The 21,779-nt window shown below is 63.0% G+C and carries 17 protein-coding genes; 9 read left to right on the top strand and 8 right to left on the bottom strand.

Features of this window, described 5'->3' with window-relative positions:
• Positions 1-5: 5 nt before the first annotated feature.
• From GRI97_RS12660 to GRI97_RS12650, 3 genes are read right to left on the bottom strand one after another with little or no spacing between them, the layout of a single operon-like run.
• On the bottom strand, positions 6-737 hold the full coding sequence (locus GRI97_RS12660) for an N-formylglutamate amidohydrolase (protein ID WP_202392728.1): 732 nt from the start codon (positions 735-737) through the stop codon (positions 6-8).
• Between the two features lie 36 nt (positions 738-773).
• On the bottom strand, positions 774-1,583 hold the full coding sequence (locus GRI97_RS12655; protein WP_161391527.1) for a 4-(cytidine 5'-diphospho)-2-C-methyl-D-erythritol kinase: 810 nt from the start codon (positions 1,581-1,583) through the stop codon (positions 774-776).
• Between the two features lie 12 nt (positions 1,584-1,595).
• Positions 1,596-3,239, bottom strand: a complete 1,644-nt coding sequence (locus tag GRI97_RS12650) for an electron transfer flavoprotein-ubiquinone oxidoreductase (protein WP_161391526.1) — start codon at positions 3,237-3,239, stop codon at positions 1,596-1,598.
• A 110-nt stretch (positions 3,240-3,349) separates the two neighbouring features.
• On the opposite strand from GRI97_RS12650, the gene GRI97_RS12645 reads away from it, so the two are divergent.
• The 5 genes from GRI97_RS12645 to GRI97_RS12625 all read left to right on the top strand — a co-directional run bounded on the left by GRI97_RS12645 (position 3,350) and on the right by GRI97_RS12625 (position 8,927).
• Positions 3,350-4,099 carry a hypothetical protein gene (locus GRI97_RS12645; RefSeq protein ID WP_161391525.1) on the top strand — a complete coding sequence of 250 codons (750 nt, stop codon included), beginning with the start codon at positions 3,350-3,352 and terminating at the stop codon, positions 4,097-4,099.
• Positions 4,099-5,871: a transglycosylase SLT domain-containing protein gene (locus GRI97_RS12640; RefSeq protein ID WP_161391524.1), complete on the top strand. Its 1,773-nt coding sequence runs from the start codon at positions 4,099-4,101 to the stop codon at positions 5,869-5,871. Before GRI97_RS12645 ends, GRI97_RS12640 begins: the two co-directional genes overlap by 1 nt.
• Entirely contained in the window at positions 5,871-6,398 is a 528-nt protein-coding gene (gene moaB / locus GRI97_RS12635) for a molybdenum cofactor biosynthesis protein B (protein ID WP_161391523.1), read from the top strand. Before GRI97_RS12640 ends, moaB begins: the two co-directional genes overlap by 1 nt.
• Before the next feature lie 73 nt (positions 6,399-6,471).
• Positions 6,472-7,542, top strand: a complete 1,071-nt coding sequence (locus GRI97_RS12630; protein ID WP_161391522.1) for a PA0069 family radical SAM protein — start codon at positions 6,472-6,474, stop codon at positions 7,540-7,542.
• 272 nt (positions 7,543-7,814) lie between these two features.
• Positions 7,815-8,927 carry an OmpA family protein gene (locus GRI97_RS12625; protein ID WP_161391521.1) on the top strand — a complete coding sequence of 371 codons (1,113 nt, stop codon included), beginning with the start codon at positions 7,815-7,817 and terminating at the stop codon, positions 8,925-8,927.
• A gap of 191 nt (positions 8,928-9,118) precedes the next feature.
• On the opposite strand, the gene dnaE is transcribed toward GRI97_RS12625, so the two are convergent.
• Genes dnaE through GRI97_RS12610 form a run of 3 tightly spaced genes read right to left on the bottom strand, consistent with a single transcriptional unit; the run spans position 9,119 to position 14,569 of the window.
• Positions 9,119-12,586: a DNA polymerase III subunit alpha gene (gene dnaE / locus GRI97_RS12620; RefSeq protein ID WP_161391520.1), complete on the bottom strand. Its 3,468-nt coding sequence runs from the start codon at positions 12,584-12,586 to the stop codon at positions 9,119-9,121.
• 47 nt (positions 12,587-12,633) lie between these two features.
• A complete protein-coding gene (locus GRI97_RS12615) occupies positions 12,634-13,335 on the bottom strand; it encodes an ABC transporter ATP-binding protein (protein WP_161391519.1) in 702 nt (233 codons plus the stop codon).
• The gene (locus tag GRI97_RS12610) at positions 13,328-14,569 is read right to left on the bottom strand and encodes a lipoprotein-releasing ABC transporter permease subunit (protein WP_161391518.1); all 1,242 of its coding nucleotides are present in this window, start codon (positions 14,567-14,569) and stop codon (positions 13,328-13,330) included. Before GRI97_RS12610 ends, GRI97_RS12615 begins: the two co-directional genes overlap by 8 nt.
• 111 nt (positions 14,570-14,680) lie before the next feature.
• On the opposite strand from GRI97_RS12610, the gene GRI97_RS12605 reads away from it, so the two are divergent.
• The gene (locus GRI97_RS12605) at positions 14,681-15,892 is read left to right on the top strand and encodes a sensor domain-containing diguanylate cyclase (protein ID WP_161391517.1); all 1,212 of its coding nucleotides are present in this window, start codon (positions 14,681-14,683) and stop codon (positions 15,890-15,892) included.
• Positions 15,893-15,956: 64 nt separating this feature from the next.
• Here GRI97_RS12605 and GRI97_RS12600 read toward each other — a convergent pair whose 3' ends face one another.
• Positions 15,957-17,384 (bottom strand): aldehyde dehydrogenase family protein, encoded by a 1,428-nt coding sequence (locus GRI97_RS12600; RefSeq protein ID WP_161391516.1) that lies wholly within the window; start codon positions 17,382-17,384, stop codon positions 15,957-15,959.
• Between the two features lie 116 nt (positions 17,385-17,500).
• On the opposite strand from GRI97_RS12600, the gene GRI97_RS12595 reads away from it, so the two are divergent.
• Positions 17,501-18,427, top strand: a complete 927-nt coding sequence (locus GRI97_RS12595) for a LysR family transcriptional regulator (RefSeq protein WP_328598548.1) — start codon at positions 17,501-17,503, stop codon at positions 18,425-18,427.
• Positions 18,428-18,431: 4 nt separating this feature from the next.
• Here the strand turns inward: GRI97_RS12595 and recG are convergent, their stop codons facing one another.
• Complete coding sequence (recG, locus tag GRI97_RS12590; RefSeq protein WP_161391514.1) at positions 18,432-20,492, bottom strand: ATP-dependent DNA helicase RecG; 2,061 nt, start codon at positions 20,490-20,492, stop codon at positions 18,432-18,434.
• Positions 20,493-20,646: 154 nt separating this feature from the next.
• Here recG and GRI97_RS12585 point away from each other — a divergent pair, with 154 nt between their 5' ends.
• Both GRI97_RS12585 and GRI97_RS12580 read left to right on the top strand, forming a co-directional pair.
• A complete protein-coding gene (locus GRI97_RS12585) occupies positions 20,647-21,375 on the top strand; it encodes a tetratricopeptide repeat protein (protein WP_161391513.1) in 729 nt (242 codons plus the stop codon).
• Positions 21,376-21,406: 31 nt separating this feature from the next.
• Positions 21,407-21,679: an FAD assembly factor SdhE gene (locus GRI97_RS12580; RefSeq protein WP_161391512.1), complete on the top strand. Its 273-nt coding sequence runs from the start codon at positions 21,407-21,409 to the stop codon at positions 21,677-21,679.
• The last annotated feature ends 100 nt before the right edge of the window (positions 21,680-21,779 follow it).

Genomic DNA, 21,779 nt, shown 5'->3' with positions numbered 1-21,779 from the left:
CGGCTCTATCCTGGCATAGCGACGGCTACCGCATTGCAGACGCGGTGGAGGCGGGAGGCCCAGCGCAGTTGCGCGGCGGCGTCGGGAATTTCATCCTGCCGCAATTCGATGCCCAGATAAGGGCGCCCCTCCGCCTCCGCATGGCGGTTCATCGTGGCATTGAGCAGCTTGCCCGAATAGGGCTGCTGATCGCCGACCGCGAGGCTTTCGGCAGTGAGCATGGGAATGGCCAGCCGGGCGGCGCGATCATCCTGATTGTAGAGCACGCCGATTTGCCATGGCCGTGCCTCCTGAGGGCGGCTGGCGAGGCTGGGCGTGAAGCTGTGCAGCGAGACGATCAGCGCCGGCGGTGCGCGGTCGAGCAGATCGGCCAGCGCATCATGATAGGGGTGGTAGAACCGGTTCAGCCGGGCTGCCCGACCGGCGTCATCGAGTTCGTTCCCGGGGATCGCATGGCCGTCGCTGATGTCGGGGATGACGCCGGGTGCGTCTTCTTCGCGGTTGAAATCGCACACCAGGCGGCTGACACCGCCAAGGAAGGCAGCGATGCCAGCCTGTTCGGCCATATGTTCGGCCACGGCGGCAACACCCAGATCGACCGCGACATGTTCGTTCAGCAACGCGGGATCGATGCCGAGATCGATATCCGCCGGGACATGGTTGGAGGCATGATCGGCAATGATCAGAATTCCGCCGAAATGCGGTTCGCCAACAATCCGCCAGGCTTCATGCGTCATGCCCATTCCTTTCATGCTTGTTCGCAATGTGCTGCGTCAGCGCAGCCGCCCCTGCAACTGCCACCAGCCGGGCTGTTCTTCTGCCAAGGCGGATGCGGCGGCCTGCATCGTTTCGTGATCAGGATAGAGCGCAAAACAGGTCGCGCCCGATCCGCTCATCCGGACCAGATCGGCCGGGCCGGCGCGCAGGGCGGCGAGCACGTCGGCGATCACCGGGCAGAGCGATATTGCCGGCGATTGCAGATCGTTGCGACCATGTGTTGCGATTTGTTCTGCGCCACCTTGCGGCATGGCGCCGCGATCAATGCCATCCCAGGCGCCAAACACTGGACCGGTGGCAAGCGGCACGCGCGGGTTGACCAGCAGCACCGCCCGCCCCGCCATGTCATTGTCGATCGGTTCCAGCTGCGTGCCCGTACCACGCCCGATGCAGGCCCGGCTTTCCACGCAGGCCGGCACATCGGCACCCAAACGGGCAGCGCGTTGTGGCCAATCTTCTGGCAGGCCATGCGCATCGCGCACGAGACGGAATACCGCGCCGGCGTCGGCTGATCCCCCGCCCAGCCCGGCCGCCACGGGCAGGTTCTTTTCCAGCGTGATCGCCATGCCATCTGAACGTGGCAGGGCTGACAAGGCCTTGGCCACGATATTGCCGAAGGGATCGGTCAGCTGATCGGCGAACTCACCGGTCAATTGCAGGCTATCCTGCGCTGCCGGGCGCGCCGTCAGCCGGTCCCCCGCATCGACGAAGGCGAACAGGGTTTCCAGCTCGTGATAGCCGTCATCACGCCGGCGCCGGACATGCAGCGCTAGGTTGATCTTGGCATAGGCGGTTTCGGTGGGCATCGGCGCGCGCGATCACATGTTCGGATAGTTCGGGCCGCCGCCACCCTCCGGCGTGGTCCATTCGATATTCTGCGGCGGATCCTTGATGTCGCAGGTTTTGCAATGGACGCAGTTCTGCGCGTTGATCACGAACTTCGGCTTGCCTTCAGCCACGCCGGTATATTCATAGACCCCCGCCGGACAGTAGCGCGTGGACGGGCCGCCATAGACCGGCAGCTCGATCTGTGTCGGAATGGCCGGATTCTTGAGCACCAGATGGCACGGCTGATCTTCTTCATGATTGGTGCCCGACAGAAACACCGAAGACAGGCGGTCGAAGCTGATCACACCATCGGGCTTGTCATACACGATGCGCGGATACAGATCGGCGCGGTTGGTGGCGGAGGCATCGGTGTGATGCTTCAGCGTCAACGGCAGATTGATCTTCAGCGTGCGCAGCCACATGTCCGTGCCAGCCAGCAGGCTGCCGATGGCACCGCCGAATTTGGCCACGAAAGGCTGCGCATTGCGGACCAGCTTGAGCTCGGTGGCGATCCAGCTGGAGCGCACGGCGGCGTCATAGTCGGAAAGCTGATCATGCTCCCGCCCGGCGGCGATGGCCGCGACGATCGAATCAGCGGCCAGCATGCCGCTCTTCATCGCGGTGTGCGTGCCCTTGATCCGCGGGACATTCACGAAACCGGCGGAACAGCCGATCAGCGCGCCACCGGGGAAGGCCAGCTGCGGCACGCTCTGCCACCCGCCTTCATTTATCGCGCGCGCGCCGTATGACACGCGCTTGCCGCCTTCGAGGATGGCACGGATTTCCGGGTGCTGTTTCCAGCGCTGGAATTCCTCGAACGGGCTGATCCAGGGATTGGCGTAATCGAGCGCGGTGACGAAGCCGAGCGCGACCTGGCCATTGGCCTGGTGATAGAGGAACCCCCCGCCCCAGGCATCGCGTTCGGCCAGCGGCCAGCCCTGGGTGTGGATCACCCGACCCGGCTCATGCTTGTCGGCCGGGATATCCCACAATTCCTTGATGCCCAGACCATAGACCTGCGGCTGGCAGTCGGCATCCAGCGAGTAGCGGTTCTTCAGCTGCTTGGTCAGGCTGCCGCGCGCGCCCTCTGCAAACAGGGTGTATTTGGCGTGGAGTTCCATGCCCGGCTGGTAATCGGCCTTGGGCGAACGATCCTGCCCCACGCCCATATCCTGCGTGGCCACACCGATGACGGTGCCGTTTTCATCGTAGAGGATTTCCGACGCCGGGAAGCCGGGGAAGATCTGGACGCCCAGTTCCTCCGCCTGTTCACCCAGCCAGCGGCAGAGATTGCCGAGCGAACCGGTGTAGTTGCCGTGGTTGGACATCAGCGGCGGCATGAACAGATGCGGCATGGCAATCTTGCCGGTGCGGGTCAGCACCCAATGCAGATTGTCCGTGACCGGCTGCTGCGCCAGCGAACATGTCTCCCGCCAATCCGGCAGCAGCTCATCCAGCGCGCGCGGATCGATCACCGCGCCCGAAAGAATATGGGCGCCAATCTCGGAACCCTTTTCCAGCACCACGACTTCGAGATTTTCATCAAGCTGTTTCAGCCGGATAGCAGCAGACAGCCCGGCCGGGCCGCCGCCGACAATAACCACATCAACCGGCATGGATTCGCGTTCTGTCACGCGCAATTCTCCGTTTTCAGGCCGCTTTTCAAATCTGGCCTGGCAATACAAAAAGCTGGATCGGGCTTGATCGCTGCGCCCCGGCAGGTCAAGACCCGCTGCAGCCCCCTATGCAGACCCGTATCGCCCTTTCCGCTGACCGGCACATTGCCGCCACACTTGACTGGTGGCGCCTGGCGGGGGTCGACTGCGATTATCTGGATGATGCGCAGAACTGGCTGGCAGAGCCTGAAAAGGCGGCTGCCGCAGAAACGGTGCGCAAACCGACCAGCTTCACCCGGGCAGAACCCGCCCCTCCCGCGCCGAAACCCATGATCGGAGGCGAACCGGCGCAATGGCCGGGCACGCTGGAGGCGTTTCAGCTGTACTGGAGCAGCGATGCCAGCATGGATCTGGGCGGTTCGCGGCAGGGTTTCCGCCCCACCGCACCCGCCGGCCTGCCGCTGATGGTGCTGGTGCCCATGCCGGAAGCCGATGGCAGCCTGTTCGATCCGGCGGTCGAGAAGATGGTCGCGGCCCTGCTCAAGGCCGCCGGGCTGAGCATGGATCAGGTCTATTTTTCCTCTGCCCTGCCCCGCCATATGACCATGCCGGACTGGGGCACCTATTCGGCCGAGGGGCTGAGCAGAATCACATGCCATCATGTCAGCCTGGCGTCGCCCAAGCGGCTGCTGGTGCTCGGCAGCGACATCCTGCCGCTTCTCGGGCACGATCCGGCGCAAGCCTCTCCCCGTGATAATGTTTCCGAGATTCAAGGGAGCCTATTGCCCACATTGACCACAGTCGCGCCGCATTTTCTCTTCGCACAGGCTAGGGAACGTGCCCGGTTGTGGCAACGCTGGCTGGACTGGACGATCTGATGAAACTTGCACACCGTATATCCTGCGTGATCGCGGCGCTTTCCGGCGCTGCCGTGGCGCTGCCGGCCGCTGCCAATTCCTCCAGCGAATATTTCGTGGCGCAGGCCTCGGCCCGCTCGGCGCCGACTCAATTGTCCGATCGCGACCGGGAGTATTACAGCGCCGTGTTCCGCGCGATCGACCGCGCCGACTGGACGCAGGTCGAAAGTCTGCTCAGCCAGCGCGATAGCGGCCCGCTGCAAGCGGTTGCCCAGGCGCAATATTATCTGTCGCCCAATTCTCCCCGCATCGAGTTGCCGCGTATCCAGGCCTGGCTGCAGATCGGCAGCAATCTGCCGCAGGCCGAACGGCTGGCGCGCCTGGGAATGACCCGTGGCGCAACCAGCATGCCCGGTCTGCCAACGGCCCAGCCGCTGACATCGCGCGGTGGCTTCCCCAAACGAACCCGCCCGCGCGCCGTGCAGGACGGCACCATGCCCGCTTCCATCGCGGCCGCCATTCAGGACCGCATCACCAATGATGATCCGGACGGCGCCCGTGCCCTGCTCGACAGCGCGGACCCGGGCCTGAGCCCCGAAGCGCGCGCCGAATGGCGGCAGCGCGTCGCCTGGAGCTATTATATCGAGAATATGGACGCCCAGGCGCTGTCCCTCGCCCAGACCGTCGGCGATGCCGGCAGCGGCGAATGGGTGGCGGAGGGCGAATGGGTCGTCGGCCTTGCCTCCTGGCGCCTGGGCGATTGCGACCGCGCCGGCGCCGGTTTCGAAAGATCCGCCTATGGCGCGACCAATCCCGAAGCGCGCGCCGCCGCCTATTACTGGGCCAGCCGCGCCGCGCTGCGGTGCCGTCAGCCCGAACGCAGCGCCGAATTGCTGCGCGGCGCGGCCAACAATGATGAAACCCTCTATGGCATGCTGGCCGCAGAACAGCTTGGCCAGGCTCTGCCTGCCCGCGTATCTCGCGCCGATCTGTCCAAGGATGATTGGGACCGCATCGGGCGGATAGAGAATGTGCGCGTCGCCGCTGCGCTGGCCGAGATCGGGCGCGACAATCTTGCATCCGAAGTGCTGCTGCATCAGGCGCGGATTGGCGATGCCGGCGATTACGGCCCGCTTTCGCGCCTGGCTCGCGATCTGGGACTGCCGTCGACGCAATTGTTCATGGCCTACAATGCCCCGGTGGGCGGCGATGCCGATCCTGCGTCGCATTTCCCGGTGCCAAAATGGGTGCCGTCGACCGGTTGGCGGGTCGATCCGGCACTGGCCTATGCCCACACGCTGCAGGAATCCAATTTCCGCGACCGCGCGGTCAGCCCGGCCCAGGCCCAAGGCCTGATGCAGATCACCCCCATCACCGTGCGGCAGCATGCACCGGCCCTGGGGATGAGCGCGAGCCAGGTCGATATTTTCGATCCACGCGTCAATCTCGCCTTCGGGCAACAGAATCTGGAAATGCTGCGCGACACGCCGGCGACCGGCGGCGCCCTGCCCAAGATCATGGCGGCCTATAATGCCGGCCTTTCCCCGATCACGCGCTGGAACACGGAGATCAACGATTTCGGCGATCCGCTGCTGTGGATGGAATCGATCCCTTATTGGGAAACGCGCAGCTATGTCGCGATCGTGATGCGCAATTTCTGGATGTATCAGCGGCAGGCCCGCGCCGGATCGGAAAGCCGCGCCGCGCTGGCCCAGAATGAATGGCCGGCCTTCCCCGGCGCGCAGGCCACCAGCCGTGATGGCCGGGTCTATCTGTCGGCGGAGCGGAACTGATGGCCATAGACGAAAGCCGCCAGTTCAAGCCGATCAATATTGCCCTGCTGACCGTATCCGACACGCGGGGCCCGGATGAAGACACATCGGGCGATATTCTGGCGGCGCGGATCACCGGCGCAGGCCATCAACTGGTGGCGCGAACGATCCTGAAGGATGACGCCGACCTCATCACTGATCTGCTCAACCGTTGGATCGATGATCCGTCGATCGACGCGGTGGTGTCGACCGGCGGGACCGGACTGACCGGGCGCGATGTCACGCCGGAGGCGCTGGACCGGATCAAGGACAAGGATATCCCCGGCTTTGGCGAATTGTTTCGCTGGATCAGCTTTGGCACCATCGGCACCAGCACCGTGCAGTCGCGCGCCTGCGCGATCGTGGCGCGCGGCACCTATGTCTTCGCCCTGCCCGGATCGAACGGCGCGGTGAAGGATGGTTGGGACAATATTCTGGCCGAACAGCTCGATGCGCGAAACCGGCCGTGCAATTTCGTGGAACTGATGCCCCGTCTGCGGGAAAAATAGCGGCTGCATTTCCAGGCCTGCGCCCTCTGCAACAGCCATGGCGCAGCCGCTTTGTTCGTGATATGTTCCAGACATGGAACCGACCAAGGGCAGAGGCGCACCAAGCAATCGGGAAAGCAGCCGGTTCAACATCCCGCAAAGCGAAGCGGATGGTGACTGGCTGGATGATCGCGAACAAATAGACGGCCCGGCTCGTGCCTGCCCGACCAGCGTCATCGAACTTCATCCGCGAACGATCCTGTCGTTCAACAAATCCCCGGACATTCCCTTCGACCGGTCGATCAATGCCTATGCCGGATGCGAGCATGGCTGCATCTATTGCTTTGCCCGGCCGACACATGCCTATCACGATCTGTCACCCGGGCTCGATTTCGAAACCCGGCTGTTCGCCAAGCCCGACGCAGCCGAACTGTTGCGGGCGACGCTGGCGCAGCCGCGCTATTTGCCCCGGCCGATTGCCATGGGCACCAACACAGACCCCTATCAGCCGATCGAAGGACGATATCGTATCACCCGAGCGCTGCTGGAACTGTGCCTCGAAACGCGGCATCCTGTCACCATTACCACCAAATCGGATCGCGTGCTGCGCGATCTGGATCTGCTGACGGAACTGGCGCGTCACAATCTGACCAGCGTGATGATTTCGGTCACCAGTCTCGACAACCATGTGTCCCGCCTGCTTGAACCGCGGGCAACGGCGCCCGCCAAAAGATTGGCTGCATTGGGAAAACTGGCAGCGGCCGGCATTCCGGCCCATTGTTCACTGGCCCCGGTCATTCCTGCGATCACCGATGAATATATGGAAGGCATCATAACCAGCGCTGCTGCCCAGGGCATTCGATCGGCCGGCTGGATACCCTTGCGACTGCCGCATGAGGTGGCGCCGCTGTTTCGCGAATGGCTTTCCCTGCATTTTCCGGATCGCGCCACCAAGGTGATGGGCATCGTGCGCGAGATGCGGGGCGGCCGGGATAACGACCCGAGATTTTACAACCGCATGAAGCCACAGGGAATTTGGGCCGATCTGTTCCGTGCCCGTTTTCGCCTGGCCTGCCGCCGCTCAGGCCTGACAAAGCAGCGGGTGGAACTCGATTGCACAGCCTTTCGACGGCCGGATGTAACCGGCCAACTGCCGCTATTTTAACGATATTTCTGCAACACACCTGCGACCATAATGTCTCACCTAGCGGTGATCCGTGCATTCGTTCAGCTATGCAGTTGTCTTGTCATGCCAAGCCGCTAAACAGACCCGGCCTTGGGAGAGGATAGCGACGTGACTGCGAACGGCCTGAAAATCTGCTGGTCTTGTTCCTTTTTGCGGAACCTATCCTAACTTCAAACGTCTAAGCGCCGGGTTCCGGCGCGGATGAGGCTTGAATAAGCCCCTACAGGCGACCCGACATGAAAGGGAGCAACATGAGAAAATTGATTTTCGGCCTGGCGACTGCCAGCGCGGTTATCGCCAGCCCGGCGGTCGCTCGCGACGATCAGATGTATATCGGCATCGAAGGCGGCGTTAACTTCCCGGAAAACCGGGACTACTCGGTTAACGGCACTAGCCTTGAAGTGGAAGCTTCGGGCAAGCGCAGCTGGGAAGCCGATGCCATCATCGGTTATGACTTCGGGATGTTCCGTCTCGAAGCCGAAGGCGGCTACAAGCGCGTCGGCGGCAAGCGCATCTACGTCCCGACCAACAGCTTCATCCCCGGCTCCGCCGGCACCTATGATGTGCACGGTCAGGCCGAAGTGTGGAGCGCCATGGTCAATGCGCTGGTCGATATCGGCGGCAACGACGGCGTTGGCCTGTCCTTCGGTGGTGGCGCCGGTTACGCACTGGCAAACCACAAGTTCGGCGTTGGCTCGGGCGGCTACAACCTGGTCGACGACCGCGGCGGCAGCTTCGCCTGGCAGGGTATCGCGGCTCTGCGCGTTCCCTTGGGCGAAAGCGTCGACCTGGGCGTGAAGTATCGTTACTTCAACATGACCGATCACGATCTGGTCGCAGCTGGCAACACCGCCGTGACCACCGATCTCACCACCCACTCGGTGCTGGCATCGCTGATCTTCAACCTGGGTGGTTCGGCTCCGCCGCCGCCGCCGCCTGCTCCCCCGGCTCCGCCGCCCCCCCCGCCGCCGCCGCCGCCCCCCCCGCCCCCGCCGCCCCCGCCGGCACCGGTGTGCAACAAGGGTCCGTACATCGTGTTCTTCGATTGGGATAAGTCGAACATCACGCCGGAAGCAGCGACCATTCTCGACAGCGCAATCACGGCCTACAACAACTGTGGTTCGGCTCCGATCATGCTCGCAGGCTACACCGACCGTTCGGGTTCGCCGCAGTACAACCTGGGCCTGGCCGCACGTCGTAACGCCAGCGTTCAGACGTACCTGACCGGCAAGGGTATCCCGGCTGCTCGCATTTCCAGCGAAGCATTCGGTGAAGCCAACCCGCGCGTTCCGACCGCCGACGGTGTTCGCGAACTGCAGAACCGCCGCGTGGAAATCACCTACGGTCCGGGTTCGGGTCGCTAAGGTTTTCCGCCGTAAGGCACAGAATTGGGGCCGGGAGAGCAATCTCCCGGCCCTTTTTCTTTGGTTTATCGATCGGCTTGCCTGTCATGTAATTGGATCGTCAGATTCCCGCCCGCAGCGAAGCACGCGCACAGATCAGCCAACCGCCAAGCGGCGGTAGCCTCAATCAGAACCGGGAACCGGAAAAGCGGTCAGGCAACCAGACGCAGCTGGCTCGCGCCGCGCTGAGGCCGCAGAGAGACATCATGAATGCCCTCAATCGTAGCCAGCCGTTCCGCCAGGTCACCATCCAGCGCATAATCGCGCCCGATCCGCAAAACCGGCAGCTTGCCGTCATCAAGGCGCAGACGGATCACCACTTCCCCCTTGCCCGGATCGCCGGGCTGCAGCGCCATCTGCAGTTCCTGCAGCGCGGCCTCGGTCGAAATATCGAGCATCAGCAGCATACGTGCAGCATTGGTCACTTCAGCCAGCGGTCGCCCGCCCCGGATCGTCACGCGCGGTGGCTCTTCCGGGCTCGGGGAATCCAGCTCCACATTCAGCAGGATGCAGGTGCCGTCCTGGGCCCAGCGCATGAAAGAAGGCACCAGACTCTCTTCGAAACAGGCGGCAGAAAACTGGCCGGATGAATCGGAAAAATCGGCCCGTACGAATTCAGCGCCCTTGCGCGTGCGCCCCTTGCTGACATTTTCCACCATGGCGGCCATCACCGCCTGCTGCCGCCCGCCAGTGACCGCGCTTTCCATCAGGCTGGCATAGCTGCGCGCACCATTGGCCGATGCGATCAGTCGAAACTGTTCGACTGGATGGGCGGCAAAATAGAAACCGAAGCAATCGCGTTCCGCCGCCATCTGTTCGTTGCGGTTCCATTGCGGCGCTTCCGTAAGGCGCAAATCCGGCTGGGCGTGGTCTTCCCCGCCGAACAGGCCGGCCTGGCCGCTCTGGCGTTCGCGCGTAGCCGCGTCCGCGATCCCCAGCAGCATGTCCGCACTGGCCAGCAGCCGCGCACGGTTCGCGTCCATGCTGTCAAACGCGCCAGCAGCCACCAGACCTTCCAGCTGGCGCCGGTTCATCGCCCCAGCGGGCATGCGTTGGAACAGATCCTGCAGCCCCTCGAACAGCCCGTTTGCCTCACGCTCGGCGACGATCGCATCCATCGCCTTTTCGCCAACGTTGCGAATGCCGGCGAGTGCATAGCGGACAGCCAGCCCATCCTCGACTCGCTCAACCGTGAATTCTGCCTCGCTGGCGTTCATATCCGGACCCAGCAGGATCAGGCCATTGCGCCGCAAATCATCCACGAACACCGCCAGCTTTTCCGACTGATGCATGTCGAAGCACATCGATGCTGCGTAGAATTCTTCGGGATAATGCGTTTTTAGCCAGGCCGTCTGATACGACAGCAGCGCATAGGCGGCCGCGTGGCTCTTGTTGAAACCATAGCCGGCGAATTTGTCGATCAAATCGAACAGTTCGTTCGCCTGCGCCTTCTCGATATTGCTGACTTCCTTGCAGCCCTGAACGAAGCGCAACCGCTGGGCATCCATCTCCGCCTGGATTTTTTTACCCATCGCGCGACGCAGCAGATCCGCGTCCCCCAGCGAATAGCCGGCCAGGATCTGCGCGGCCTGCATCACCTGTTCCTGATAGACGAAGATGCCGTAGGTTTCGGCCAGGATGCCTTCCAGCTTGGCATGCGGGTACTCGATCGAGGCTTCGCCGTTCTTGCGTTTGCCGAACAGCGGGATGTTATCCATCGGGCCCGGGCGATAGAGCGAAACCAGCGCGATGATGTCGCCGAAATTGGTCGGCTTGACCGCCGCCAGCGTGCGCCGCATCCCTTCCGATTCCAGCTGGAATACGCCCACCGTGTCGCCGCGCTTGAGCAGTTCGAAGACCTGCGGGTCATCCCAGGCCAAGGTGTCGAGATCAATGGTGATGCCGCGCCGGGCGAGCAGATCCACGGCCTTGCGCAGCACGGAAAGGGTCTTGAGGCCGAGAAAGTCGAATTTGACCAGGCCGGCATCTTCGACGAACTTCATGTCGAACTGGGTGACCGGCATGTCTGAGCGCGGATCACGATAGAGCGGTACCAGCTGGCTCAGCGGCCGGTCCCCGATCACCACACCGGCTGCGTGGGTGGAGCTGTTGCGCGGGAAACCTTCCAGCTGCATCGCCAGATCGATGAGGCGCTTCACCTCATTGTCGTTCTCATATTCGCGCCGGAAATCAGTCGCGCCGTTCAGCGCGCGCGGCAGGGTCCAGGGATCGGTCGGATGGTTGGGCACCATCTTGCACAGGCGATCGACATGGCCATAGCTCATCTGCAGGATACGCCCGGTATCGCGCAGCACGGCGCGCGCCTTCAGCTTACCGAAGGTGATGATTTGCGCCACATGATCATGGCCATATTTGCGCTGCACATAGCGGATCACTTCGCCGCGCCGCGTTTCGCAGAAGTCGATGTCAAAGTCGGGCATGGAAACGCGTTCGGGATTGAGAAAGCGTTCGAACAGCAGGCCCAGCCGGATCGGGTCGAGGTCGGTGATGGTCAGGACCCAGGCAACCAGCGACCCGGCACCCGAGCCACGGCCTGGCCCGACCGGAATGCCCTGAGACTTCGCCCATTTGATGAAGTCGGCCACGATCAGGAAGTAGCCGGGAAAACCCATGCGGATGATGATGCCGATCTCGAATTCGAGCCGGTCATCGTAAACCTTGCGCTCGTCCGGCGACATCTCTCCATAGGGCGCCAGGCGCGCCTCCAGCCCGCGCCGGGCATCTTCGGCCAGCAGCCGGGCCTCCCCTTCGATATCGCCGGCAAGGCTGGGCAGGATCGGCTTGCGTTTGGGCGGCGCGAAGGCGCAACGTTGTGCGATCACCAGCGTGTTTGCGGTCGCTTCGGGCAGATCGGCAAACAGCTCCTCCATCATCGCCGCCGATTTAACGAAGGCTTCCTTGCTCGATCGCGGACGGTCGGCGCTGTCGATTTGCGTGGAATTGGCGATGCAGAGCATGGCGTCATGCGCGGCATGCATATGCGGTTCGGCAAAATTGGCCGGATTGGTGGCGACCAGCGGCAGATCCAGCGCATAGGCCAGATCGATCAACCGATCTTCAGAGGCGGTCTCGACCGGATTTCCACGCCGGGCCACCTCGATATACAGCCGTTCCGGAAACAGATCAGACAATTCCTGAGTCAGTTCGCGCGCACGATCATCGCGCCCATTGGCAAGCAGGCGGCAAACAGCACCATCGCCGGCGCCGGTCAGGGCAATCAGGCCGGCGGTATGCCCAGCCAGATCCGCCAGCTGGACATGCGGGACCAGTTCAAGCGGGCGATCCAGATGAGCGCGGCTGACCAGATGGCACAGATTGTTCCATCCATCTTCATCCTGGGCAAACAGCGGCAGGTGATCGACCGGGCCATCGGGTTCCACTGAAAGGCCCAGCAGCATGCCGATGATCGGCTGAATGCCAGCGCCCTTGCACGCCCCGGCGAAGGCAGCGCTGCCGTAAAGGCCATTGCGATCGCAGATGGCGATCGCCGGAAATTCCCGATCCTTCGCCAGCTTGGCGATATTCTTGGGGTCGATAGCCCCTTCGAGCATCGAGTAGCTGGACAGTACACGGAGCGGAACGAAGGGAGCAAAAGGCATGAGCCGAATTTGCTATCGCAACCCGCCAGGATCAAGTCATGCCGGGATCACATCGGGGGAAATCCCCCAACCGATCCTTCTTCCAGTACCCCATCATGCAGACGGACAAAGCGGTCCATCCGCATGGCCAGCCGTTCGTTGTGGGTTGCCACCAGCGCCGCGCTGCCCTGCCCGCGCACCAGTTCGAGGAACTGGGCCAGCACTCTGTCGGCTGTGGCTTCGTCTAGATTTCCAGTCGGCTCATCCGCAAGAACCAGTTCCGGACGATTGGCCAGCGCGCGCGCAACCGCCACGCGCTGCTGTTCACCGCCGGATAGCTGGCTGGGGCGATGGTCGAGCCGGTGTTCAAGCCCCAGCGCCACGAGCAGTTCGCGCGCCCGCTTGTCGCACTCGCTGCGGTCAGTTCCGCGCACGAGTTGTGGCAACACGACATTTTCCAGCGCGGAAAAATCGGGCAGCAGATGATGAAACTGGTAGACGAAGCCCAGATGTTCGCGCCGCATCGTCGTGCGTTGCGCGGCGTCGATATTGCTGGCGTCCTTGCCGGCGATCACGATCTGCCCGCCAAAGCCACCTTCCAGCAGCCCCACGGCCTGCAGCAAGGTCGACTTGCCCGATCCGGACGGGCCAAGCAGAGCGACGATTTCCCCTGGCCGGATCGTCAGATCGACCCCGCGCAGCACGTCGATCCGCACTCCACCCTGTTCGAAACTCCGGGTCAGACCGGAAAGTCGCACCACATCATTCATAACGCAGCACCTCTACCGGATCGGTTCCGGCCGCGCGATAGGCCGGGTAAAGCGTGGCCAGGAAGCTGAGCCCCATCGCCATCACACAGATTGCCAGCACTTCGAACGGATCGGTGCGGGCAGGAAGTTCGGTCAGGAATCGGATTTGCGGATCCCACAGATTTTGCCCGGTGATGATTTCTATTCCGCGCACGATCGGCTGACGGAACAACAGAATGGAAAAGCCCAGCGCCAATCCGGCAAATGTGCCGATCGCGCCGATCGCAGAACCCGTGGTCACGAAGATTTTCAGCAGGCTTTGGCGCGTTGCGCCCATGGTTCGCAGGATCGCGATATCGCGCGTCTTGGACCGGACCAGCATCACCAGCGAAGACAGAATGTTGAACGCCGCCACCAGCACGATGATGGACAGGGCGAAGAACATGGCGACCCTTTCCACCTGCAGGGCTTCGAACAATTGGCGGTTGTTGGCCTTCCAATCGGTCAACAGAGCCTGACCTTGCAGCTTCTGTTCGATCGGTGCCAGAATTTCTCCGACCTTGTCGGCGTCGGTCGTCGTCACCTCGATCATCTGGATTGAATCTCCGATCAGCAGCAGTGTCTGCGCATTGGGGATCGGCATGACGACGAAAGCCTTGTCGAAATCATAGACGCCGACTTCGAAAATGGCCGTGACCGTATAGGCGACCTGGCGCGGCACGGTGCCGAAGGGTGTGGCGCGCCCCTGCGGATTGATCAGGGTGATGACATCGCCGATCCGCGCGCCCAGATTGGTGGCCAGGCGCGACCCGATGGCGACGTTGTTTTCACCCACTTTCAGCGTCGACATGTCACCGGTCACAACGCTGGCGGACAGCTCTCCGATGTCCTGCGGGGTGCTGCCTCGCACCAGCACGGCATCCGCCCGGCCGTTGAAAGTGACCATCAACGGCTGTTCGATCAGCGGGGAAGCCTTCACGACACCATCGGTCTTGCGCACATCCTGCAGCACGCCTTCCCAGTTTTCGATCCGGCCGCCGTAACCCTGGATGATGGCGTGGCCGTTCAGCCCGACAATCTTGTCGAGCAATTCGGCGCGAAAGCCGTTCATGACGCTCATCACCACGACCAGCATGGCAACCGACAGCATGACGACGCCGATGCTGATCGACGCGACCAGCGCGATGACCGCTTCGCCACGACCGGGCAGCATGTAACGCCGCGCAATCGTCCGTTCAAAAGGGGATAGGATCAAGGAAGCGCCTGCCTGAAATATCGAGAAACTGCGCTGTACGGGCACGGAAGCGGCCAGGCAACCGCTTAGGAATTAACCCGATTGATACGTTAGGTGTGGTTTGTGTGGCCAATGGCTCGCCCGTTTCCAACTCTGACATCTGCCTGGAATCGTATATTCTACCCCAAGGCGCGCAAGGGCACCTATGCCCTGGCGGCCACGCTGGTGATGGCGCTGCTGGTTGGTGCGTCTGCCTTGCTCAATCACCAGGCATCGCGGGAACGGCGCGAATCGAATGAATGGGAACTGCGCACGCATCATGTGCTGGATCTCACGAGCAGGCTGAAAACGGCCACATTGCTCACCACCCGCTATGAGCGTACTTTTCTGCTGACTCAGGACAGCAGCTATCTGGTGCCCTATCGGCGCGCGCGAACAGAGGTCTATCGCGTCGTTTCCGAACTGGCGCCGCTGATCGAAGGGCAGCAGCAATCGGGTGCCCTGTCCAATATTCGTGGGCAGCTGGATGGCCAGATCGCCAGCATGGAAAAACTGATCTCCCTGACCCGCAGGGGGCGACATGAAGAGGTGATGGCGGAACTGGGCACCGGAATTTCCCGCCGGTCGATCGACACCATCCTGACAGAACTGGACGAATTTGAACGCGTCGAACGCCAGCAACTGGCCGCCCGGGCAGAGCGCAGTGCGGTCGCAACGCGCAATTCCGAACGGCTGGTCGATCTGCTGACTGCGGTAAGTCTGATCCTGATCGCGGGGGGTTTCATTTCATCGCTGGCCCTGCGTCGGGCGCTGCGGAGCGAGGCCGAAACCCGTGAAGAGCTGCGCCGGATGGCGACAACCGATGAACTGACCGGGCTGGCCAACCGGCGCGAGGTGCTGAGCGGCATAGATCGGATGATCGCCGCATCACACCGGCATTCCCGCCCGCTATCGATAGCCATTCTGGACATCGACCGCTTCAAGCAGGTCAACGACACCCACGGCCACCCAGCCGGGGATGAGGTGATCCGGACCATATCCGCCATGGCCCTGACCATGATGCGCAAGCAGGATCTGGTGGGCCGGCTGGGCGGCGAAGAATTCATCATCGCCATGCCCGATTGCGATTCCCGCAGCGCGGTGCTCGCTTGCGAGCGGGTGAGGGAAGCGGTCGCAGCCCTGCCGATCGTGCTGTCGCATGGTGCGACGCTGAAGGTCACGCTCAGCACCGGGATTGCCCAGCTTGCGCATGCAGAGGACCGCACGCGCCTGATCGTGCGCGCCGACGAAGCGCTCTACAGCGCCAAGAACACCGGCCGGGACCGCGTCCTGCTTGCTGCCTGATCCAGGCGGGCATTGAAAAAGGGGCCCCGCTGGCGGAGCCCCTGTTCCTGTAGCAGTTGGCCAATCAGACCGAGAAGGCGCCGATCAGAGCCTTCTTTTCCATGAATTCTTCCAGCCCGAACTTGCCGAATTCACGGCCATTGCCCGACTGCTTGTAGCCGCCGAACGGGCTGTTGAAGTCCAGCCCGCCGGCGTTGACGAACACCGAACCCGCGCGGATCTTGCGTGCAACCGGGCCGGCTGCAGCCGGATCACCGACGATGTAGGCGCCCAGACCATAGGGTGTGTCATTGGCGATCTCGACTGCCTGATCGACATCGTCATAGGGAATGACGACCAGCACCGGCCCGAAGATTTCTTCCCGGGCGACGGTCATGTCATTGGTGACATCGCGCAGCACGGTCGGCTGCACATAATAGCCCTGATCCTTGCCTGCCGGACGACCGACGCCGCCCACGGCAACCTTGGCCCCTTCTTCGATGCCCTTGGCGATCAGATCCTGGATCTTGTCGAACTGGCCCTTGTTGACAACCGGTCCGATATGATCGCCTTCCTTGGCCGGATCATCGACCGTCTTGCCCCCGAAAATCGCCGCCAGGTGATCGATCGCCTCGTCATACTGGTCCTTGTGAACCAGAAAGCGGGTCGGCGCGACGCAGCTCTGGCCGCTGTTGAGCAGGATGCCGCCGGCGCCGCCGGGCAGCGCCTTGTCCAGCGGCGCGCCGGGCAGCACGATGAACGGGCTCTTGCCGCCCAGTTCCTGATGCACGCGCTTGACCGTATCGGCGGCATTCTTGGCCACCTGAACGCCGGCGCGGGTGGAACCGGTGAAGCTGATCATGTCGATATCGGGATGCTGCGCCAGCGCAGTACCGACGCCGGGCCCATCGCCCTGCACCAGATTGAACACGCCAGCAGGCACACCGGCGGCATCAAGGATTTCGGCGAAGATATGGGCCGATCCCGGGGTTTGTTCCGACGGCTTCAGGATCACCGCATTGCCGGCGGCGATGGCCGGGGCAACCTTCGCCACGATCTGATTCATCGGCCAGTTCCACGGGGTGATCAGAGCGACGATGCCGGCAGCTTCATACAGCACCTTGTTGTCGCCGGTTGGTTCGATGAATTCGAAATTGGTCAGCGCATTGATGGTGGAACCGATATGGCCCATGCCCGAACCGGACTGCGCGGTGCTGGCCATGGAAATGGGGCAACCCATTTCTTCGCTGATGGCTTTCGCGATATCGGGGATGCGCTTGGCATATTCGGCCTGGATGCGGCCGAGCAGCGCAAGCCGTTCTTCCTTGGTGCTCTGCGAAAACACAGGAAACGCGGCCTTGGCCGCAGCCACCGCCCTGTCCACATCCGCCGCACTGCCGAGCGCCACTTCGCTGACCGGCTGCTCGGTGGCGGGATTGATTACCTGCTTGGTTTCGGTGCCGGTGCTGTCCACCCATTCACCGCCGATATAGTGCTGCAGATATCTGTTCATCGGTCATCCTCGCGTGTCGATTGACGTAAAACTCGCGGGCCATATGGGCGCTGATCCGGCAAATGCCAGTATGAAGCCAACTGAGCCGGCATTGCCTGTCCTGATAAATTATGCGAGTGACTCGCATTATAGGAGTCACCCCAATTCTCGCCCGTTTCGACCCAAATCTGCTGATTATTCTGGCCCAACTGCTCCGCACGCGGAGCGTGACGCGCACGGCTGCCCAATTGCGGACCAGCCAGCCGGCGGTCAGTCGCGCGCTGGCCCGGCTGCGCTCACTGCTGGACGATCCGCTGCTGGTGCGGACCGGCAATGGCATGACGCTGACCCGAAGGGCGGAAGATCTGGTGGAACCGGTGCAGCTGTGGCTGGCATCGACCATGACGCTGCTCGACCCGCCGACATTCGAGCCGGCCACGCTTGAACGCCGTTTCCGCGTGGCCTCGACCGATTTCGGGGTGATGGCGGTGGTCGCGCCGATGCTGCCGGAATTCATGACACTAGCCCCACGTGCCGCGATCGAGATCGTGCCCTTGAAGGGCAGCATGGGTGACGAGCTGGCTTCGGGTGAAGTGGATCTGCTGGTGTCCGGGCTCGATTCCGATCCCAGCCTGGCCCATGAGCAGTTCCTGTTCATGGAGGATTTTTCCTGTCTGTTCCGGCACGATCACCCGCTGGCGCAGACGCCTGGGCAGCTGGGAATCGAAGAATTTCTCGACTGGCCGCATGTGTCCTTCACCGTGGGTGAACACGACTTCGACCGTGTTGACGCGCGTCTGGGCGTAGCTGGCGCGCGCCGGCGCGTGGTGGCGAGCATCCCCTATTTCGGCATAGCGCCCGGCATTGTCGGTTCGGCAGATGCCATCATGACGCTGCCATCCCGGGCCGCCCGATCCTTCGCCGCGACCTATGATCTGGCGATCCGACAGGCCCCGAAGGAGATCGGGGCACTGAAATATCAGCTGCTTTGGCATGCCCGGACGGCCCGCGATCCAGCCTCCATCTGGCTGCGTGATCTGATGGCAAAATCCTTTTCCGAATAAGGGCTTAGCCGCCCCTGAGCAGCTGCACGCCCCAGTCCCGCTCAAACAGATAAAGCAGTACGCGGGCCGCTTCTCCGCGTGGGGAAGCCAGGCCGCCGTCGCGTTCGACCAGCAGGCGGGCGTCGTCATGGGCCATGGGCAGCAGGCGCTGAATCTGTTCCAGATCGGCGATGCGGAACGGGGTTTCGCCAGACTGGCGCGTGCCGAGCAATTCCCCGCCGCCGCGCAATTGCAGGTCTTCCTCTGCCAGGCGGAAGCCGTCCTGGGTTTCGCGCATCAGGGCCAGACGCTGCCGCCCGACTTCGCCCAGCATCTCCCCACGCAACAGTAAACACACGGATTTTTGCGATCCGCGCCCGACCCGGCCACGCAGCTGGTGCAGCTGGGCGAGGCCGAAACGCTCAGCACCCTCGATCACCATCAGCGTGGCATTGGGCACATCCACACCCACTTCGATGACGGTCGTGGCCACCAGCAGCCGCGCCTCCCCGGCGGCGAAGCGGGCCATCGCGGCGTCCTTCTCATCCGGCTTCAACTGCCCGTGGACCAGCGCCACAACCCCGCCAAACCGCGCCTGGAGTACGCCGAAACGCGCCTCGGCAGCGGCCAGGTCCTCATTTTCGCTTTCGTGGACCATCGGGCAAACCCAATAGGCCTGCGCCCCGCTTTCCACGTGGCGGGCCAGCCCGTCGATGACGTCGGCCAGCCGATCCTGCGAAATTACCCGCGTGTCGATCGCCTGCCGCCCGGGGGGCAGTTCATCGAGCTTGCTGACATCCATCTCGCCATATTGGGCGAGCGTCAGGGTGCGCGGAATCGGGGTGGCGGTCATCGCCAGCGTGTGGGGGGTGCGGCGGCCCTTCTGCGTCAGGAGCAGGCGTTGCGAGACGCCGAAGCGATGCTGTTCATCGATCACCACCAGCCCGAGATTGCGATAGCTGACCGCGTCCTGAAAAATCGCGTGGGTGCCGATCAGGATGTCGATGCTGCCGTCAAGCAGGCTCATCAGCGTGCTTTCCCGCGCCCTGCCCTTGTCGCGGCCGGTCAGCAGGGCGATACGCACGCCGGTGGGTGCTGCGAGGCGGGACAGGGTTTCGAAATGCTGGCGGGCGAGGATTTCGGTCGGGGCGAGCATGGCGGCCTGGGCCCCAGCCTCCACCGCCAGCAACATCGCCTCAAGAGCGACGACGGTCTTGCCCGCGCCGACATCACCCTGCAACAGCCGCAGCATCGGCGCCTGCTGCGCCATGTCGCCTTCTATTTCGGCAATCGAGCGGCGCTGGGCACCGGTGAGCGGGAATGGCAATTGCAGCTTTGAGCGCAAACGCCCGTCCCCCTGCAGAGACTGCCCGCGCCGCTGGCGATTGTCCGCCTTGACCAACATCAGCGCCAGCGCATTGGCGAGCAATTCATCGTAAGCCAGCCGATCGCGCGCGGTACCGTCCGGCCCGGCATGGCCGCGCTGCACGGCATCGCGCCAGGCTGGCCAGCCATGTTTGGCGAGCACGCCCGGCTCGATCCATTCGGGCAGATCGGGGCAGCGCTGGATCGCCTGATGCGTCAGCCCGGCAACCCGTGGCTGCGTCAGCCCCTCCGCCAGCGGATAGACCGGTTCGAGCAGACGGCCCATGGCGGCGCTGCTGTCTTCTTCCACCTGATCGGGATGCACGATCTGCAGCATCTGGCCATATTGGTCGATCTTGCCCGCGACCCAGCGCTTTTCACCCACCGGCAACAGCTTGCGCCCGGTGTAGGACGCGCGCCCGAAATAGGTGAGCGCGATGACATTGCCCTTCGCATCCTGCGCCATCACGCGATAGGGGGCGCGGGTGGAACCGCCGCTGCGATGTTCGATCACGGTCAGCGGCACGACCACCTGTTCGCCCACGCTCGCATCATCGAGATCGGCTATGGAGCGGCGCTGCACGAAGCGATCCGGCAGATGATAGGCCAGATCGCGAATGCGGGTGAGGCCAAGCTTTTCCAGCGGCTTCTTCAGCTTGGGCCCGACGCCATCCAGGCTTTCCGTTTCGGCAAACAGCGGATTGAGAAGATCGGGACGCATGCCGGTGCTCTAGGGCAGATCAGGCCCTGCCCGCCAGTGTGAACAGCCGCGCGATCCATTCCCTCCACCATTTGTGCCAATCGCAAATGTCACGCTTACGATCGGGCTTTTCCGTGATAGCTTGGCCACTTCATGCGAACAGGGGAGAGTAAGCATGGGTTTTCTAGCGGCATCTGTGGCAGCGCTGTTTCTGGCCACTGTTCCGGCCGGGGTTGCGGTGGAAGCCCGCCAATTGATGGACGCCGGCAAGGAAGCACAGGCGTTCAACCTGGTGGAAGAAGCTGCCAACAGGAACGATCCGGAAGCTGTCGACTATCTTGCCTGGTTCTATGAGCAGGGGCGCCATGTGAGCAAGGACATGGCCAAGGCCGTGGCGCTGTATCGCCGCGCCGCCAGCCTGGGCGAGCCGCATGCACAATGGCGGCTGGGCGTGCTGATCGACACCGGCGTCGATCGTTCGGCAACACCGGGAGATGCCGTCGCCCTGTTCAAGAAGGCCGCGGACCAGGGATATACCGACGCGATCGTCAGCCTGGCGGTGATGCAGGCGGGTGGACGCGGGACTGCGGTGGATTTCACTGCAGCGATGGGCAATTTCCGCAGGGCCGCCAAGCTTGGCAATGTCCACGCGTTCAATGAAATCGGCGTGATGCACGCACTGGGCGAAGGGGTGCCGGTGAATATCGTCGAGGCCGGGGCCTGGATGATCATTGCGGCAGGGCGTGGCAATGAACCCGCCGAGCAACATCTGAATCGGATATTCAACGCGCCGGATATCGACCCCACCGCGATGTTCCGCCGGGCCAACGAGATCGAGCGGGAATTCGGAATTCCGCTGACGCCGTGGGAACAGGTGGAAGAAGATCCGCAACAGCCATCGTGACGCGCAGGCAATCTGCGCCTAAGGGGCATGGATGACCGACAACAGCCCCCTGCCCGCCCGTTTCGCCCGCGCCAAGTTCCGCGCCTGGCATCGTGGTACGCGGGAGGCGGATTACATGATCGGGTGTTTCTTCGACACGCGCCATGCCGGCTGGGGCGAGGCTGAGCTCGCCTGGTTTGAGGCGCTGATCGAAGAGGAAGACGTCGACATCATGGCCTGGGCCATGGGCGTGCAGCCGGTGCCGGAAGAATTTCGCGGGCCGCTGATGCAGGACCTGCAACGGCTGGACTTCGTCACCATATAGTTTGCGGAAGGCCGCGCATTTACCTAGGCCTGCCGATCAAGGCTGCGAACCCGCCCGACCGCGTCCCCCCACAAGTACGCAGGCGGGTATTTGCGCGTGG

The sequence above is a fragment of the Croceibacterium xixiisoli genome (assembly GCF_009827305.1).
Lineage (GTDB): Bacteria > Pseudomonadota > Alphaproteobacteria > Sphingomonadales > Sphingomonadaceae > Croceibacterium_C > Croceibacterium_C xixiisoli.
This window is presented reverse-complemented; position numbering and strand designations above follow the sequence as displayed.

Excerpts from the sequence above, each read along its gene's own strand:
- GRI97_RS12655 (WP_161391527.1), bottom strand. The coding sequence starts at position 1,583 with ATGCCCACCGAAACCGCCTATGCCAAGATCAACCTAGCGCTGCATGTC.
- GRI97_RS12585 (WP_161391513.1), top strand. The coding sequence starts at position 20,647 with ATGGGTTTTCTAGCGGCATCTGTGGCAGCGCTGTTTCTGGCCACTGTT.
- GRI97_RS12660 (WP_202392728.1), bottom strand. The coding sequence starts at position 737 with ATGACGCATGAAGCCTGGCGGATTGTTGGCGAACCGCATTTCGGCGGA.
- GRI97_RS12615 (WP_161391519.1), bottom strand. The coding sequence starts at position 13,335 with ATGAATGATGTGGTGCGACTTTCCGGTCTGACCCGGAGTTTCGAACAG.
- GRI97_RS12640 (WP_161391524.1), top strand. The coding sequence starts at position 4,099 with ATGAAACTTGCACACCGTATATCCTGCGTGATCGCGGCGCTTTCCGGC.
- GRI97_RS12630 (WP_161391522.1), top strand. The coding sequence starts at position 6,472 with ATGGAACCGACCAAGGGCAGAGGCGCACCAAGCAATCGGGAAAGCAGC.
- GRI97_RS12580 (WP_161391512.1), top strand. The coding sequence starts at position 21,407 with ATGACCGACAACAGCCCCCTGCCCGCCCGTTTCGCCCGCGCCAAGTTC.
- recG (WP_161391514.1), bottom strand. The coding sequence starts at position 20,492 with ATGCGTCCCGATCTTCTCAATCCGCTGTTTGCCGAAACGGAAAGCCTG.
- GRI97_RS12605 (WP_161391517.1), top strand. The coding sequence starts at position 14,681 with ATGGCTCGCCCGTTTCCAACTCTGACATCTGCCTGGAATCGTATATTC.
- GRI97_RS12645 (WP_161391525.1), top strand. The coding sequence starts at position 3,350 with ATGCAGACCCGTATCGCCCTTTCCGCTGACCGGCACATTGCCGCCACA.
- GRI97_RS12600 (WP_161391516.1), bottom strand. The coding sequence starts at position 17,384 with ATGAACAGATATCTGCAGCACTATATCGGCGGTGAATGGGTGGACAGC.
- moaB (WP_161391523.1), top strand. The coding sequence starts at position 5,871 with ATGGCCATAGACGAAAGCCGCCAGTTCAAGCCGATCAATATTGCCCTG.
- GRI97_RS12625 (WP_161391521.1), top strand. The coding sequence starts at position 7,815 with ATGAGAAAATTGATTTTCGGCCTGGCGACTGCCAGCGCGGTTATCGCC.
- dnaE (WP_161391520.1), bottom strand. The coding sequence starts at position 12,586 with ATGCCTTTTGCTCCCTTCGTTCCGCTCCGTGTACTGTCCAGCTACTCG.